Genomic DNA, 15553 nt, shown 5'->3' with positions numbered 1-15553 from the left:
CATAAAGGGTGCAGGGCTTGAATTTCAGGCTTGGGTCTTGTGATCCAGTGCCGCGTAGAAGTTGGCGCTCTGTTGCAGGTATTTCTGGGTGTAGCTCTGGGCGTGGGATTTTTTGTCGCTGATCTCAACGTTGGCGCTGGCTGGCAGAGCAACGGTGGCGGAGATGGCAGAAGCGGCGATGATGGAGAAGAGATTGAAGTTCATGGCGGTATTCCTCGGATTCAGTTGGCTTGCTTGCCCGATGGGGCCGTGGAGCAAACTTAACCTTCGAGGGTTGGCGCCTTGAAATCTTTTGTAGCATTAGCAGATATCAGCCGCATTAATACAAGGATGCAGGCCCCGTCAACCGGGGCCTGCGGCCTATTGACGCACCAGGAACTTGAGGTCGCTCGGGGCATCCATCGGCAGTTTCTGTACGGTTTTACCCAACAAACCGCTCTTGGCATCGCGTTCGACCACAACAATCTGGTTGCTCTTCTGGTTGGCAATCAGCAAGAACTGGCCACTCGGGTCGAGGCTGAACTCGCGCGGGTGATCACCGTCCACCGAACGACGCTGTAGCTCCTTAAGATGGCCGGACGCAGGATCGATGGCAAACACCAGCACCTGATTGGCGGTGCCACGGTTGCTGACGTAAAGGAACTTGCCATCGGCCGAGGCGTGCAACGCAGCGGCGGCCTTGTCGGAAACAGGCTGGCCCGCCGCCAGATCAACCATCTGGGTCTGCTCAAGTTTGCCGTTCTGGAAATCGAACACCGCGACCTGCGCGCTCATTTCCATGGTCAGCCAGGCGTGTTTGCCATCGGCGCTGAACAGCAAATGACGGGGCCCGCTGCCGGCTGGCAACTGGACCGACGCCGGTGTGGCGGCAGTCAACGGTAGCTCCGGATTGGCCTTGGGATCGAAGCGGTAGACAAAGATCTTGTCGGCGCCCAAGTCATTGGAGAACACGTACTGGCCGTCCGGCGAGGAAACCGTCGAATGCACATGCGCCGACATCTGCCGCTCGGGATTGACCCGGCTCGACGGGTGACTGCTCATCTGCACCACGGGCTGGAGCTTGCCGTCGGCGCCCACGGGCAACACCGCCAACGTGCCGCCCGGGTCTTCAACCACTGAATAGTTGCTGACGAACAAATGACTGGCATCAGCGCTGAGGCTCGAATGGGTCGGCTCGTTGCCCAGGCTTTGCACCTGATTGATCAGGCTCAGTGCATGGGTCTTGGGATCGATTGAATAACTGCTGACGCGCCCGACCGGGTCTTTCTGGCCGGGGCCGTTTTCATTGACCACGAACAAACGCTGCTGATCCTTGGAAACGGTCAGCCAGGACGGGTTTTCACTGGTGACCACTTGCAGCGGCTTGGGGTTGATCTGCCCGGTGGCGCTGTCGAAGTTCAGGCGATAAATCCCCTGGCTCTGCCCCGCCGTGTAGGAACCGACCAGCAACTGATAGTCGTCGGCCGACGCGGCTTCAATGCCCATCGCGCCGATGCTGCCGGCCATCAACAGCGGCCAGAGCTTATGCATCCTCATTCCCTTCTTCCTCGTCGTCACCACCGCCGAACGCGTCCATAGGCACTAGTCGATGCTCACCGGAATCGCCGGTAATGATCCAGCTCTTCAAATCAGGATCGAAAGTCGCCGCTGTGATCTGCGCAATGCTGAACTCCCAACGTTTGAGTGCTCGGCCGTCCATGCATTCGATGTGCAGGTTTTCGTCTTCATCGAGGGAAAAATCGAAGGCGTGCAGCCCGTCGATTTCCAGCATGTCACAGTGTTCGAGGGCGTTGATCAAGGTGTCGGATGCGGCAGTCATGGCAGTCAATCTTTGAATGGGAAAGACGCAATGATAGCTCAATGTGAGGGTGGGTCTGTGTCGCTCATCCAACATGCTGGCGACACAAAATACTGTGGGAGCGAGCCTGCTCGCGAATGCGGAGTGTCAGTCGATATTGTTGTTGACTGATGCACCACTTTCGCGAGCAGGCTCGCTCCCACGGGGATTGCGGTGAGCTGTTAAAGGGCGTCGCGGGAAGGTTTGCCGTCCACCAGACGCTGGATGCGCAGGGGGTTGGCGTTCTTCAGCGGTTCCGGCAACAGGCTGTCGGGATAGTTCTGGAAACACACCGGCCGCAGGAATCGATCAATCGCCAACGTGCCGACCGACGTGCCGCGTGCATCGGAAGTTGCCGGGTACGGCCCGCCGTGGACCATCGAGTCGCAGACTTCAACGCCCGTCGGATAGCCATTGAGCAGGATCCGTCCGACCTTTTGCTCCAGCAACGCCGTCAGCTCGCCGAACTGTTCGAAGTCCGCCGGCTCACCAATGATCGTCGCCGTCAGCTGCCCGTGCAGGCCGTTCAACGCGGCACTGAGTTGCGCCTGATCCGCCACTTCGACGAACACAGTGGTCGGGCCGAACACTTCTTCCTGCAGCACTGCATCGCCATTGATCAGCAGGCTGACGTCAGCCTTGAACACCTGCGGTTGCGCCTGATTGCCTTGCTGCGGATTGCCAGCCAGATGCTCAATGCCCGGGTGAGCTAGGAGTTTTTGCAGGCCGTTGCCATAGCTGCTCAACGTCCCTGCATTGAGCATTGTTTGCGCCGCCTGATCGCCGATGAGGCCCGCGACCTGCTGCACAAACGCGGTGAATTGCGGCGAGCGAATACCGATGACCAGACCGGGATTGGTGCAGAACTGACCGCATCCCTGCACGACCGAAGCGGTCAGGTCACGGGCGACGGTGTCGGCCCGAGCAGCCAATGCCTTCGGCAACACGATCACCGGGTTGATACTCGACATCTCGGCGAACACAGGGATCGGTTGTGGACGTGCGGCAGCCATGTCGCACAAGGCGCGGCCACCCTTCAGCGAACCGGTAAAACCGACCGCCTGAATCGCCGGGTGTTTGACCAGCGCCTCGCCGACTCCGCCGCCGTAGATCATGTTGAACACGCCGGCCGGCATGCCGGTTTTTTCCGCCGCGCGAATCAGCGCATCGGCGACCAGTTCGGCGGTGGCCATGTGGCCGCCGTGAGCCTTGAACACCACCGGGCAACCGGCGGCCAGCGCCGACGCGGTGTCGCCGCCCGCCGTGGAGAAGGCCAACGGAAAGTTGCTCGCACCGAACACCGCAACAGGCCCAAGACCGATGCGGTATTGGCGCAGGTCCGGTCGTGGCAGCGGTTGGCGATCCGGCATTGCCAGATCAATTCGCGCGCCGTAGAAATCGCCGCGACGCAGCACTTTGGCGAACAGACGCATCTGCCCGCTGGTGCGCCCGCGCTCGCCTTGAATACGTCCGGCCGGCAATGCCGTTTCGCGGCAGACCACCGCGACAAAGTCATCGCCCAAGGCGTCGAGTTCATCGGCAATCGCATCGAGAAATTGCGCGCGACGTTCCGCACTCAGACTGCGATAGGCCGGGTAAGCGGCGGCGGCAGCCTTGGCGGCGGCATCGACTTCCTCAGGCGTTGCCTGGAAGAAATCATGAGGCAAGGCTTCGCCGGTGCTGGCATCAACACTTTGCATTTTGACGGTGCCAGTCGCGCTGCGCTGACCGCCAATGTAGTTGTGACCAAGAATCTGAGGCATGCGTATCTCCTTAAAGGGTGCCGACGGTGCCGGGCTCGAACGCGGCTTCAACCGGGGCGATCCCGTTGATCAACGGCGCGCCGAACTCGGCCTGACTGATCTCGAACACATCACCCTCCCGGGTGCGAATGCCGTCGGCAAAGGACAAGGTCGCGGTGCCGAAAAAATGAATGTGCACGTCCCCCGGACGCAAGAACTGGCTGTACTTGAAATGGTGGTACTCAAGGTTCTCGAAGCTGTGGCACATGTTGGCCTCGCCGCTGAGGAACTCGTTCTGCCACAGCACTTCACCGTCACGCAGGATGCGGCTGGTGCCAGCCAGATGTGCCGGCAATTCGCCGACCCGCAGTTCCGGGCCATAGCTGCAACTGCGCAATTTCGAATGCGCCAGGTAGAGGTAATTCTTGCGCTCCATCACATGGTCGGAGAACTCGTTGCCCACCGCGAAGCCGAGGCGATACGGTTTACCGTCCTGGCCGATGACGTAGAGGCCGCTGAGTTCAGGCTCTTCACCCGCGTCTTCGGCAAAGGGTGGCAGCGGGAACGGCTGGCCCGGACGCACGACGATGCTGCCGTCACCCTTGTAGAACCACTCCGGTTGCACACCGGCCTGCCCGGCCGCCGGTTTACCGCCCTCCACGCCCCATTTGAAAATGCGCATGGTGTCGGTCATTGCCGCTTCATCGCCGGCCTGCTGGTGCATCTTGTCGCGGGCCGAAGCGCTGCCCAGATGGGTCAGGCCGGTGCCGCTGACCAGCATGTGCGCCGGGTCCGGGTGATCCAGCGGAGGGAGGATCCGCAGTTGCGCCAGCAGCTCCGCGTAGTCATGGCCGATGCCCAGGCCCAGGGTTTTCACCTGCTGCTGCAGATTGACGCCCGCCTCGATAGCCGCCAGGGCCAGGTCACGGACCGTGCGCGCGTCCTGCACTTCGCGCACCAGCCCCTCCTCGACCACGCCTACCCGGCGCTCGCCGTTACTCAGTTCGAACTGCACTAAACGCATGGATTTTCTCCTGTAAACAATCTTGAAGGCGGCATTGCACCCTGTGGGGGCGAGCCTGCTCGCGATGAGGCCGTCAAATCCAAAATCATTACCGACTGACACTCCGCCTTCGCGAGCAGGCTCGCTCCCACAGGGCATTTGTGTGATCTCTCAGGTGCGAGTCGCGCCGCGAGCACTGGCTGCGAACTGGTCGGCCGCCAGCACATGCTTGCGCTCCAGTAACCGATAGACCACGCCGGTCAACACCAGCCCGAACACCATCACCCCCGACAGGAAGTACAGCCCCGACGCCAGGTTGCCGGTGTACTCCTTCAGTGCACCGATCACGAACGGGCCAATGTAGCCGCCCAGGTTGCCCACCGAGTTGATCAACGCGATCCCGGCCGCCGCACTGGCGCCAGCGAAGAAACGACCGGGCAAGGTCCAGAACACTGCGGTGCAGGAAAACAGCGCAAACGCCACCAGGCACAACGCCGCAAGTTGCAGCACAGGCACCGTCAGCCAGGCGCTGAGGAACAGCCCGATGGCGCCCAGCACGTAAAGCACGGCGAGGTGACCGTAACGATCATTCAGGCGGTCAGAACTGCGCGGAATGATTAGCAGCCCGATGATCCCGAAGATGTAGGGCACCGATGACACGAAACCGGTCACCAGGTCCGTACCACCAAACTGTTTGATCAACGTCGGCAGCCACAGGCCCAGGCCATAAATGCTCAAGGTCACCGGCAGATAAAACAGCGCCAGCAGCAACACGCGTTTGTCTTTCAGGGCGTGCAGCGGATTGCCATGACGGGTCTGGCCGTAGGCCTCCAGGTCCTTTTTCAGCTCGCCGGTCAGCCAGTCTTTCTCGGCCTGATCCATCCATTTCACTTGCTGGGGTCCGTCCGGCAGGTAACGCAGTACCGGCCAGGTCAGCAGGATCGCCGGGGTGCCGATGACGATGAACAGCCACTGCCAGCCATGCAAACCAAGGACGCCGTCCATGCCAAGCAAACCGCCGGACACCGGGCCGGTGATCATCATCGCGATGGGCTGGGAAAGAATGAACAGGCCAAGGATCTTGCCGCGATGGCGAACCGGGAACCATTGGGTGATGTAGTAGAGAACGCCCGGGAAGAACCCGGCTTCGGCCGCGCCGAGCAGAAAGCGCATGACATAGAAGCTGTGCGGCCCTTGGACGAACGCCATGCCGATGGTGATGGCGCCCCAGGTGACCATGATCCGTGCGAACCAGCGTCGGGCACCGAAGCGGTCGAGCATCAGGTTGCTGGGGATCTCCAGCAGGAAGTAGCCAATGAAGAACAACCCTGCACCGAGGCCATAGGCTGCGTCACCCAGGCCAATGTCGGCGCCCATGTGCAGCTTGGCGAAACCTACGGCGGAGCGATCCACATAGGCGATCAGGTACAGCAGGATCAGGAAGGGAATCAGTTTCAGCGTAATGCGACGAATAAGCCGCAGTTCCTGGCTCATGAGATCGGTCTCCGATTGTTGTTGTTATAGAACCTCGGGGGACGCCTCTCGCTGAAAACCGCCAGGGCAATCCCTCCGTTGAAAGCGACTATATAGTATTACTAATTAACCAACAACACTTCCAAACCGGCGAAATTGCGCTTATGTTACGCCTTAGCTCGAACAATATAGTCATACAATAAGAGAATCGATCATGTCCGATAAAAAACCCAACCTGCGCTCCGCCCAATGGTTTGGCACCGCTGACAAGAACGGCTTCATGTACCGCAGCTGGATGAAAAATCAGGGCATCGCCGACCACCAGTTCCACGGCAAGCCGATCATCGGCATCTGCAACACCTGGTCGGAACTGACCCCGTGCAACGCGCATTTCCGCCAGATCGCGGAGCATGTCAAACGCGGGGTGATCGAGGCCGGTGGTTTTCCGGTGGAATTCCCGGTGTTCTCCAATGGCGAATCGAACCTGCGCCCTACCGCCATGCTCACCCGCAACCTGGCAAGCATGGACGTTGAAGAAGCGATCCGTGGCAACCCGATTGATGGCGTGGTCCTGCTGACCGGTTGCGACAAAACCACCCCGGCGCTGCTGATGGGCGCGGCCAGTTGCGACGTGCCGGCCATCGTCGTTACCGGCGGGCCGATGCTCAACGGCAAGCACAAAGGCCAGGACATTGGCTCCGGCACCGTGGTCTGGCAGCTCAGCGAGCAAGTCAAAGCCGGCACCATCACGATTGACGATTTCCTCGCGGCCGAGGGCGGCATGTCCCGTTCGGCCGGCACCTGCAACACCATGGGCACGGCGTCGACCATGGCCTGCATGGCCGAAGCACTGGGCACGTCCCTGCCCCACAACGCGGCGATTCCCGCGGTGGATGCGCGGCGTTATGTGTTGGCGCATATGTCCGGCATGCGCGCGGTGGAGATGGTCCGTGAAGATCTGCGGCTGTCGAAGATCCTGACCAAGGAAGCCTTCGAAAACGCCATCCGCGTGAACGCCGCCATCGGTGGCTCGACCAACGCCGTGATCCACTTGAAAGCCATCGCCGGTCGTATCGGCGTCGAGCTGGACCTGGATGACTGGACCCGCATCGGTCGCGGCATGCCGACCATTGTCGACCTGCAACCGTCCGGGCGCTTCCTGATGGAAGAGTTCTACTACGCCGGCGGCCTGCCAGCGGTATTGCGTCGCCTCGGTGAAGCTAACCTGATCCCCAACCCGAACGCCTTGACCGTCAACGGCAAAACCCTGGGCGAGAACACCAAGGACGCGCCGATCTATGGCCAGGACGAAGTGATCCGCACCCTCGACAACCCGATCCGCGCCGATGGCGGCATTTGCGTATTGCGCGGTAACCTCGCGCCCCTCGGTGCAGTGCTCAAGCCATCCGCGGCCAGTGCCGAATTGATGCAGCATCGCGGGCGTGCGGTGGTGTTCGAGAACTTCGACATGTACAAGGCACGGATCAACGATCCGGACCTGGACGTCGATGCCAACTCGATTCTGGTGATGAAGAACTGCGGGCCGAAGGGTTATCCGGGCATGGCCGAAGTCGGCAACATGGGCTTGCCGGCCAAGCTGCTGGCCCAGGGCGTGACGGACATGGTGCGCATTTCCGACGCACGCATGAGCGGCACGGCGTATGGCACCGTGGTTTTGCACGTGGCCCCGGAAGCAGCGGCCGGCGGACCTCTGGCGACGGTGAAGGAAGGCGACTGGATCGAACTGGATTGCGCCAACGGGCGTTTGCACCTGGACATCCCGGATGCTGAACTGGCTGCGCGCATGGCGGATCTGCAACCGCCGCAAAATCTGATCGTGGGCGGTTATCGTCAGCTGTACATCGACCATGTGCTGCAAGCGGATCAGGGCTGCGATTTCGACTTCCTGGTTGGCTGCCGCGGTTCCGAAGTCCCGCGCCACTCTCACTGATCACATCAATCCCCCTGTAGAAGCGAGCCTGCTCGCGATAGCGGTCGAACATTCAACATTGATGTTGACTGAACGACCGCTATCGCGTGCAGGCTCACTTCCACATTGGCTCTTCATCTGATTCAGGACCGGGTCCGCGCCTGCTATCATGCGCGGCATCTCCATCGCACAGGATCGCGCCGTTCCCCATGGATTACCGCAAACCCTCCGACCGCAAAAGCATGCACTCGCGCATCGTCCAGGAATTGGGCATGCAGATCGTTTCCGGGCGCTTCAAACCGTGCGACAAACTGCCCGCCGAAGCCCTGCTGTGCGAGGAGTACGCGGTCAGCCGCCCGGTGCTGCGCGAAGCCACCCGCGTGCTGGTTGCCAAAGGCCTGGTGTATTCCCGTCCGCGGGTCGGCACCGTGGTCAAGCAGCGCAAGGAATGGCACATGCTCGATCCGGATGTGCTGCACTGGCTAATGCAAAGCAGCCCGCAGAATGAATTTTTCGAGTTGCTGACCAGCGTGCGCAGCATCATCGAACCCGCTGCCGCCGCCCTCGCCGCGCAGTTCGCGACCGACGCAGACATCGCCTCCATCGGTGAAGCCTACCAGCGCATGGAAGCCGCACCGACGCCGGAAGCGCTGTTGCAGCCGGACCTGGATTTTCACAGCCGCATCGCCGATGCGACCCACAACGATCTGCTGGCCAACCTGTGCAACATGCTGTCGGTGGCGATTGCTGAAGCGCTGAAACATTCCAACCAGCGGCCGAACCTGCATGAACTGGCGCTGCCCCGACACAAGGCGATCCTGACGGCGATCGAGAACCGCGATGCGCTGGGTGCGCGGCATGCGACCCTCGTTCAGCTCGACGATGCGCGCAGTGCGCTGAACGTCGTGCTCGGCACTGATCCCTCATAACCAACGCGGTCCTTTTTAGGAGCCAGCAAGCCGGCTCCTGCAAAGGGTTGTGTTAATCCCCAGATGAAAAAAAGCCGCAACCCAGGTTGCGGCTTTTCTATTTCAGCCAGGGATCAGTGAGCGAACAACGAATTGCCCTTCTGCCCCGCCAGTTTCTCCGGCTTGATCAGGAAGCGAGCCAGCGCCGGCAGCAGCCAAAGCGCGCCGAACATGTTCCAGAGCAGCATGAAGGTCAGCATCAGGCCCATGTCGGCCTGGAACTTGATAGCCGAGAAGATCCAGGTGCACACACCGATCGCCAGGCACAGGCCGGTGAACAGTACGGCTTTACCAGTGGACTTGAGCGTCTGGTAGTAGGCTTCTTGCAACGGCAGGCCTGCACGCAGGAAGCTTTCCAGACGGCTATAGATGTAGATGCCGTAGTCCACGCCAATCCCCACCCCCAGCGCAACGACCGGCAGGGTCGCGACTTTCACGCCGATGCCCATGAAGGCCATCAGGGCGTTGCCGAGTACCGAGGTCAGCACCAGCGGCAGCACGATGCACAAGGTCGCCGCCCAGGAACGGAAGGTGATCATGCACATGGTCGCGACGCAGATGTAAACGAGGATCAGGATGGTCAGCTCGGATTCCTTGATCACCTCGTTGGTCGCCGCCTCGATACCGGCGTTACCCGCCGCGAGGATGAACTCCAGGCCGTCCTTGTTGTTTTCCTTGGCGAAGTCTTGCACCGCATGCACGGCGCGATCCAGGGTGGCGGCCTTGTGGTCGTTGAGGAACACCAGCACCGGCGCCAGGGAGCAACTGTTGTTGTACAAGCCATCGGCACGGGCAATGGAGTTGTTCAGTACGTCCGAGTTACGCGACAGGGTTTCCCATTTCAGGTTGCCCTCGTTCATGCCCTTGATCATCTGCTTGGACACGGTCACCAGGGAGATCGCCGACTGCACGCCCTCGGTGTTCTGCATCTTCCACATCAGTTCGTCGATCGGCGCCATGGCTTCGTAGCGCGAGCAACCTTCGGACTTGGTCTTGACCATCACCACCAATACGTCGGAGCTGGTCGAGTAGTTGCTGATGATGAAGTTGTTGTCCTTGTTGTAACGCGAGTCCGGCCGCAGTTCCGGGGCACCCTGGTCGAGGTCGCCGATTTTCAGGTTCTGGCTGTACCAGAGGCCGCCACCGAAGGCCAGCAAGGCCAGGACGATCGACACCGGTGCGACTTTCGGGCTGGCAAAGCTCGACAGCAGGCGCCAGAACGGGTGTTCGCGGTGCGCGTCTTTCTTGCTGCGTTCGATAGCGCGCTTGCTGATGCCGACATAGGAGATGGCGACCGGCAGCAGGATCAGGTTGGTGAACACGATCACCGCGACACCGATGGAGGCACCGATGGCCAGTTCACGAATCACACCGATGTCGATGATCAACAGCGTGATGAAGCCCACCGCGTCCGCAAGGATCGCGATCATCCCTGGCAGGAACAACTGGCGGAACGTGCGTCGTGCGGCGGTCAAGGCGTTGTCGGCTTCGCTGGACTGCAAGGCGATCCCGTTGATCTTCTGTACGCCGTGGGAAATACCGATGGCGAAGATCAGGAACGGCACCAGCATCGAATACGGATCAAGCCCGAAACCGAAGAAGTGCATCAACCCCAACTGCCAGACCACCGCCACCAGCGTCGTACTCAACACCGCCACGGTGCTGCGCATGCAGTTGGTGAACCAGTACAGCAGGATCAGGGTGATGACGAAGGCGACGCCGAAGAACATCACCACCATGACCAGGCCATCGATCAGGTCGCCGACTTTCTTGGCGAAACCGACGATGTGGATCTGCACGTTAGGGTTCTGCGCTTCAAACTTGTCGCGGATCTTTTCTTCCAGCTCGTGGGAGAACTTGCGGTAGTCCAGCGCCAGCAACTTGCCCTGATCCTGCGGGTCCGGGTAGGACTCCAGCAGCGGGATGTCGACGATGCTCGACTTGAAGTCGTTGGCCACCAGACGCCCGACCTGACCGGACTTGAGCACGTTGTTGCGAAGCAGGTCGAGGCTTTGCTGGGAGCCGTTATAGCTCTGCGGGATCACTTCGCCACCGGCAAAGCCCTCCTCCGTCACCTCGGTCCAGCGCACGCTCGGGCTCCACAGCGACTTGAGGCCGGAACGGTCGACGCCGGAAATGTAGAACACTTCGTCGTTGATCTGACGCAGGGTCTCCATGTATTCCTTGGAGAATATGTCACCGTCGGTGGCCTCCACGGAAATGCGCACCGTGTTGCCCAGGTTCGCCAGATCGTTACGGTGTTCCATCATCTTTTGAATGAAGGGATGATCGAGGGGGATCATTTTTTCGAAACTGGTGGACGGCCGGATCAGCGTCGCCTGCCAGAACAGGAAGATGCTGACCAGCAGGCAGATGACGATCACTGCCGGGCGGTTGTTGAAAATCAGGCGCTCAAGAAACGTCGCCTTGTCTTGGTGATGACTGCTCAAGGATGTCATAGACCCGCCTTCTTATTATTTGCCCGGCTCATTTGGACGACCCGTTTTTGCCATTCTCTGCGCCGGTTGGCGTGGTGACGCGAACGCCACCCTGACCTGCCAGAATCAGATTGCCGTTGCCTGCCGCGGTCACCGCCGAAACGGAAATGCGATCCGGGCGGTTGAACACGCTGAAGGTTTCGCCGTTATCGTTGCTGCGGATCACCGAGCCGCCGTTGCCGACGATGACAATCGAGCCGTCGTCGAGCAGCGTCGCGCCGGACAGACCGAACTCCAGCGCACCGCGAGCAGCCTTGAGTTCGACCGGTTCCCAGGTCGTGCCGAAATCGGTCGAACGGAACAGATTGCCCCGCAACCCGTAGGCCAGCAGTGTGTTGGCCTGAGCGGTGCCGATCACGCCGAACAGCGAACCTTCGTATGGGCCTTCCAGTTTTTCCCAGGTCTGGCCCCAGTCGGCGGAGCGGAACATGCTGCCCTGCTCCCCGACGATGAACAGCCCGGCATCCTTGACCGCCGCAATGCCGTTGAGGTGGTACTGGTCTTCGTTGTCGAGGCGATCACTGGCATCTTCCCAGTGCTTGCCACCGTCGGTGGTGGCCAGCAACGCACCGTAGGCGCCCACGGCAAAGCCGCTGTTGACGTCCTGGAACCAGACGTCGAGCAGCGGCGATTCGCGTTTCAAATCTTCGAATTGCTTGGTCCAGGTGGCGCCACCGTCCTCGCTGGCGAGGATCTGAGCGTCATGGCCGACGGCCCAGCCGTGTTGGTCATCGGCGAAAAACACCGACGTCAACAATTGCCGGGTCGGCACTTTGGCCTGGGTCCAGGTTGCACCCTGGTCATCGGAATACAGAATGTGCCCGCGATCACCCACAGCCACCAGGCGCTTGCCGACGTGCACGACGTCGAGCATCAGGCTCTTGCTGGCTTTGGCAGATTCAACGGCATAAACAGTGTCGGACGCTGGCGCCGCAGCGGCCACCGCAGGTGCCGACAGCACGGCACAACCCAACAGCGAGAGCGCTGTGGCCAGCAACGCGAACTTGCGTAATGCCGGCGGGCGGCAGATACCCACACCCATGACAGGCTCACTCATAGACCTTCCCCCATTATTATTGTTAGGTCGTTCAACCTTTCAGGGCGCCGTAAGGGGTGCTCATCGGGATTGCCTGTTCTGGAGCATAGTCCTGAAATGCGCAATCTAGAGCCCCTTCGGAAGCTGGCTTATCCTATCGGGGTTTGGAAAGGTCTGACAATCGACGCCACGTTATGTTTTGTTAACTGGAGCGATAGCGGGTGCGGATGAATGGGGAGGCATTCGGAGGGGTGATGTTAAGCAAGATCGTGAAGATCGTTCCCACTCTGCGTGGGAAGGCCGCCATGGACGCTCTGCGTCCGCTGTAGAGGCTGTGCGCGGAGCGTCACGGGATGCATTCCCACGCAGAGCGTGGGAATGATCAGGTACTCCGCGGAACAGGGATCAAGCCAGGCTTTTGCTGACCACTTCAAACACATCGCTGGACAGCTGACCCGAAGCACGAATCCGCTCCAGCTCGCCTTTCATCAACGCCTGACGGGCGTCGTCGTATTTGCGCCAGCGAGTCAGCGGCGCCAACTGGCGGGAAGCGATCTGCGGGTTGAAGCCATTCAACTCGATCACCAGATCCGCCAGGAAGCGATACCCGGAACCGTCCGCCGCATGGAAGTTGATCAGGTTCTGCCCGGCAAACGCGCCGACCAATGCCCGCACCTTGTTCGGGTTCTTGATGTTGAACGCCGGATGCTCCATCAACTGACGAACGCGCTCCAGACCACCGGGCAACGTGCTGCCCGCCTGGACACTGAACCACTGATCCATGACCAGCGGATTGTCCTTGAAGTGCTCGGCAAAACTCGCCAGCGCCAAGGCCTTCTGCTCTTCAAACGGCGAATTGACCAACACCGCCAGCGCGGTCAGGCGTTCGGTCATGTTGTCGCTGGTCTCGAATTGTTCCAGCGTCGCCGCCAACACTTCCGGCTTGCCGCTGAGCATCAGGTACGACAGCGCGATGTTCTGCAAGGCACGACGGGCGAAATGCTCGGCCTCGGCCACATACGGGGTTTTCTTCGACAGATCGCGGTTGGCCTGATAACGCAACCACAGCGCCTCGAACAAACCTTCAGCCAATTGCTTGCGGGCAAACTCGCGAGCGATATGGATGGCGTCGACGTCAGCCACGTCGCTGATTTCGGTCAGATACGCCTCACCCGGCAGCGAGAGCATTTCCGCAACCATCGCCTGGTCCAGCGTCTCGTCGGACAGCACGGTGCGCAAAGCAGAAACCAGACGTTGATCCAGCACCAGTGCTTCGCCCTTTTGCTGCTGAGCGATCAGCTCTTGCAGCACCTGAACCGACAATTGCTGACCGGCATCCCAGCGGTTGAAACCGTCGCTGTCGTGCTGCATCAGGAACATCAGTTGATCGCGGTTGTACGGGAAGCTCAGTTTGACTGGCGCCGAGAAGCCGCGCAGTAATGAAGGCAGTGGCTGTTCAGTGATGTCGACGAAGGTGAAGGTCTGCTCGGCTTCGGTCACCGAAATCACCCGCGAAGCGCCTTGGGCGCGGTCTTCACCGGAAAGACGCAACGCAATGGCCGCCCCTTTCGAGTCAAGCAGGCCCAATTCCACAGGAATCACGAACGGCAGTTTTTCCACCTTGTCCGGGGTCGCCGGGCAGCTTTGGCGGAAAGTCAGGCTGTAGGTTTTCGCGGCGGCGTCGTAGGACTCGCTCACCGCCAGACGCGGGGTACCGGCCTGGCTGTACCAGCGCTTGAACTGGGTCAGGTCGACACCGTTGGCATCTTCCATGGCTTTGATGAAGTCGTCGCAGGTCACGGCCTGGCCGTCATGGCGTTCGAAATACAGGTCGCTGCCTTTGCGGAAGCCTTCGGCGCCGAGCAAGGTGTGGATCATGCCGACCACTTCCGAACCCTTTTCGTACACGGTCAGGGTATAGAAATTGGAAATCTCGATGAAGCTGTCCGGGCGCACGGCGTGAGCCATGGGGCCTGCGTCTTCAGCGAACTGGTGAGTACGCAGGTAAGCCACATCCTGGATGCGTTTCACGGTGGCCGAGTTCATGTCGGCGGAGAAGCCCGAATCACGGAACACGGTGAAGCCTTCCTTGAGCGACAACTGGAACCAGTCGCGGCAGGTCACGCGGTTGCCCGACCAGTTGTGGAAGTATTCGTGCGCGACGATCGCTTCGACACGCTGGTGCGCGGCATCGGTGGCGGTTTCGGCGCGGGCCAGTACGGCGCTGGAGTTGAAGATGTTGAGGCCCTTGTTCTCCATGGCGCCCATGTTGAAGTCGTTGACCGCGACGATCATGAAGATGTCCAGATCGTACTCGCGACCGTAGACCTCCTCGTCCCAGCGCATCGACTTCTTGAGGCTGTTCATCGCGTGCTGGCACTTGTCGATGTTTTCCGGCTCGACATAAATGCGCAGCGCCACCGAGCGCTCGCTCATGGTGGTGAAGCTGTCTTCGACGCACCACAAGTCACCGGCCACCAGCGCGAACAGGTACGCCGGTTTCTTGAACGGGTCTTCCCAGGTCGCCCAGTGCCGGCCGTCTTCGCCGGGACCGGAGGCAATCGGATTGCCGTTGGACAGCAACACCGGATAGCTATGCTGCTCGGCAATGACCGTGGTGGTGAACGTGCTCATCACGTCCGGGCGGTCGAGGTAATAGGTGATCTTGCGGAAGCCTTCGGCCTCGCACTGGGTGCAGAACATCGTGCCGGATTTGTACAAACCTTCCAGGGCGGTGTTGGTTTCCGGGTGGATCTTGACGCTGGTATCGACCGTGAAGGTGGTGCTGGTCGGGTGCAGGGTCAGGTGGTTTTCCGTCAGCTGATAATCAGCGTCGCTCAGCTCGCGGTCAGCCACGGTGACCGACAGCAGCTCGAGTTGCTGGCCGTCCAGCACCAGCGGCGGCAGGCCCGGGCCGCGCTCGGGATTGCGGCGCATCACCAGTTGCGCATGGACCAGGCTGTGGTCCTCGAACAACTCGAAGGTCAGGTGCGTCTCGTCGATCAGGTACTCGGGCGCCTGATAGTCTTTCAAATAGATCATCTTCGGTTGTTCGGTGCGCATGCT

At 60.5% G+C, this 15553-nt stretch carries 11 protein-coding genes; 2 read left to right on the top strand and 9 right to left on the bottom strand.

What is annotated here, in order from left to right; translation table 11 throughout:
• Positions 1–24: 24 nt before the first annotated feature.
• The 6 genes from RHP74_RS13255 to RHP74_RS13230 form a co-directional block, all read right to left on the bottom strand.
• Complete coding sequence (locus RHP74_RS13255) at positions 25–204, bottom strand: hypothetical protein (protein ID WP_010459844.1); 180 nt, start codon at positions 202–204, stop codon at positions 25–27.
• 156 nt (positions 205–360) lie between these two features.
• Positions 361–1536 carry a lactonase family protein gene (locus RHP74_RS13250; RefSeq protein ID WP_311099861.1) on the bottom strand — a complete coding sequence of 392 codons (1176 nt, stop codon included), beginning with the start codon at positions 1534–1536 and terminating at the stop codon, positions 361–363.
• Entirely contained in the window at positions 1523–1819 is a 297-nt protein-coding gene (locus RHP74_RS13245) for a DUF5629 family protein (protein WP_010459840.1), read from the bottom strand. The genes RHP74_RS13250 and RHP74_RS13245 overlap by 14 nt, the downstream gene beginning before the upstream one ends.
• A 200-nt stretch (positions 1820–2019) precedes the next feature.
• Positions 2020–3600, bottom strand: a complete 1581-nt coding sequence (locus tag RHP74_RS13240; protein WP_311099859.1) for an aldehyde dehydrogenase (NADP(+)) — start codon at positions 3598–3600, stop codon at positions 2020–2022.
• A gap of 10 nt (positions 3601–3610) precedes the next feature.
• A complete protein-coding gene (gene araD1, locus RHP74_RS13235) occupies positions 3611–4603 on the bottom strand; it encodes an AraD1 family protein (protein ID WP_311099857.1) in 993 nt (330 codons plus the stop codon).
• A 150-nt stretch (positions 4604–4753) separates the two neighbouring features.
• Entirely contained in the window at positions 4754–6076 is a 1323-nt protein-coding gene (locus tag RHP74_RS13230) for an MFS transporter (RefSeq protein ID WP_083376877.1), read from the bottom strand.
• Between the two features lie 193 nt (positions 6077–6269).
• Between RHP74_RS13230 and RHP74_RS13225 the strand changes: the two genes are divergently transcribed.
• Both RHP74_RS13225 and RHP74_RS13220 read left to right on the top strand, forming a co-directional pair.
• Positions 6270–8006 carry an IlvD/Edd family dehydratase gene (locus tag RHP74_RS13225; protein ID WP_010459835.1) on the top strand — a complete coding sequence of 579 codons (1737 nt, stop codon included), beginning with the start codon at positions 6270–6272 and terminating at the stop codon, positions 8004–8006.
• A 188-nt stretch (positions 8007–8194) separates the two neighbouring features.
• On the top strand, positions 8195–8914 hold the full coding sequence (locus tag RHP74_RS13220; RefSeq protein WP_010459832.1) for a FadR/GntR family transcriptional regulator: 720 nt from the start codon (positions 8195–8197) through the stop codon (positions 8912–8914).
• Between the two features lie 113 nt (positions 8915–9027).
• Here RHP74_RS13220 and RHP74_RS13215 read toward each other — a convergent pair whose 3' ends face one another.
• From RHP74_RS13215 to pepN, 3 genes are all read right to left on the bottom strand, one after another.
• Positions 9028–11412, bottom strand: a complete 2385-nt coding sequence (locus RHP74_RS13215) for an RND family transporter (protein WP_311099854.1) — start codon at positions 11410–11412, stop codon at positions 9028–9030.
• A gap of 28 nt (positions 11413–11440) precedes the next feature.
• A complete protein-coding gene (locus RHP74_RS13210) occupies positions 11441–12508 on the bottom strand; it encodes a YCF48-related protein (RefSeq protein WP_083376878.1) in 1068 nt (355 codons plus the stop codon).
• Positions 12509–12892: 384 nt separating this feature from the next.
• Positions 12893–15550: an aminopeptidase N gene (gene pepN / locus RHP74_RS13205; RefSeq protein WP_145310142.1), complete on the bottom strand. Its 2658-nt coding sequence runs from the start codon at positions 15548–15550 to the stop codon at positions 12893–12895.
• Positions 15551–15553: the final 3 nt, after the last annotated feature.

The organism is Pseudomonas sp. SG20052, from assembly GCF_031766055.1.
GTDB lineage: Bacteria > Pseudomonadota > Gammaproteobacteria > Pseudomonadales > Pseudomonadaceae > Aquipseudomonas > Aquipseudomonas mandelii.
Note: the sequence above shows the minus strand (reverse complement) of the source record. Positions and strands in the feature narration are given on the sequence as shown.

Coding starts and splice junctions, on each gene's coding strand:
- RHP74_RS13230 (WP_083376877.1), bottom strand. CDS start 6,076: ATGAGCCAGGAACTGCGGCTTATTCGTCGCATTACGCTGAAACTGATT.
- RHP74_RS13220 (WP_010459832.1), top strand. CDS start 8,195: ATGGATTACCGCAAACCCTCCGACCGCAAAAGCATGCACTCGCGCATC.
- pepN (WP_145310142.1), bottom strand. CDS start 15,550: ATGCGCACCGAACAACCGAAGATGATCTATTTGAAAGACTATCAGGCG.
- RHP74_RS13240 (WP_311099859.1), bottom strand. CDS start 3,600: ATGCCTCAGATTCTTGGTCACAACTACATTGGCGGTCAGCGCAGCGCG.
- RHP74_RS13210 (WP_083376878.1), bottom strand. CDS start 12,508: ATGAGTGAGCCTGTCATGGGTGTGGGTATCTGCCGCCCGCCGGCATTA.
- RHP74_RS13215 (WP_311099854.1), bottom strand. CDS start 11,412: ATGACATCCTTGAGCAGTCATCACCAAGACAAGGCGACGTTTCTTGAG.
- araD1 (WP_311099857.1), bottom strand. CDS start 4,603: ATGCGTTTAGTGCAGTTCGAACTGAGTAACGGCGAGCGCCGGGTAGGC.
- RHP74_RS13245 (WP_010459840.1), bottom strand. CDS start 1,819: ATGACTGCCGCATCCGACACCTTGATCAACGCCCTCGAACACTGTGAC.
- RHP74_RS13255 (WP_010459844.1), bottom strand. CDS start 204: ATGAACTTCAATCTCTTCTCCATCATCGCCGCTTCTGCCATCTCCGCC.
- RHP74_RS13225 (WP_010459835.1), top strand. CDS start 6,270: ATGTCCGATAAAAAACCCAACCTGCGCTCCGCCCAATGGTTTGGCACC.
- RHP74_RS13250 (WP_311099861.1), bottom strand. CDS start 1,536: ATGAGGATGCATAAGCTCTGGCCGCTGTTGATGGCCGGCAGCATCGGC.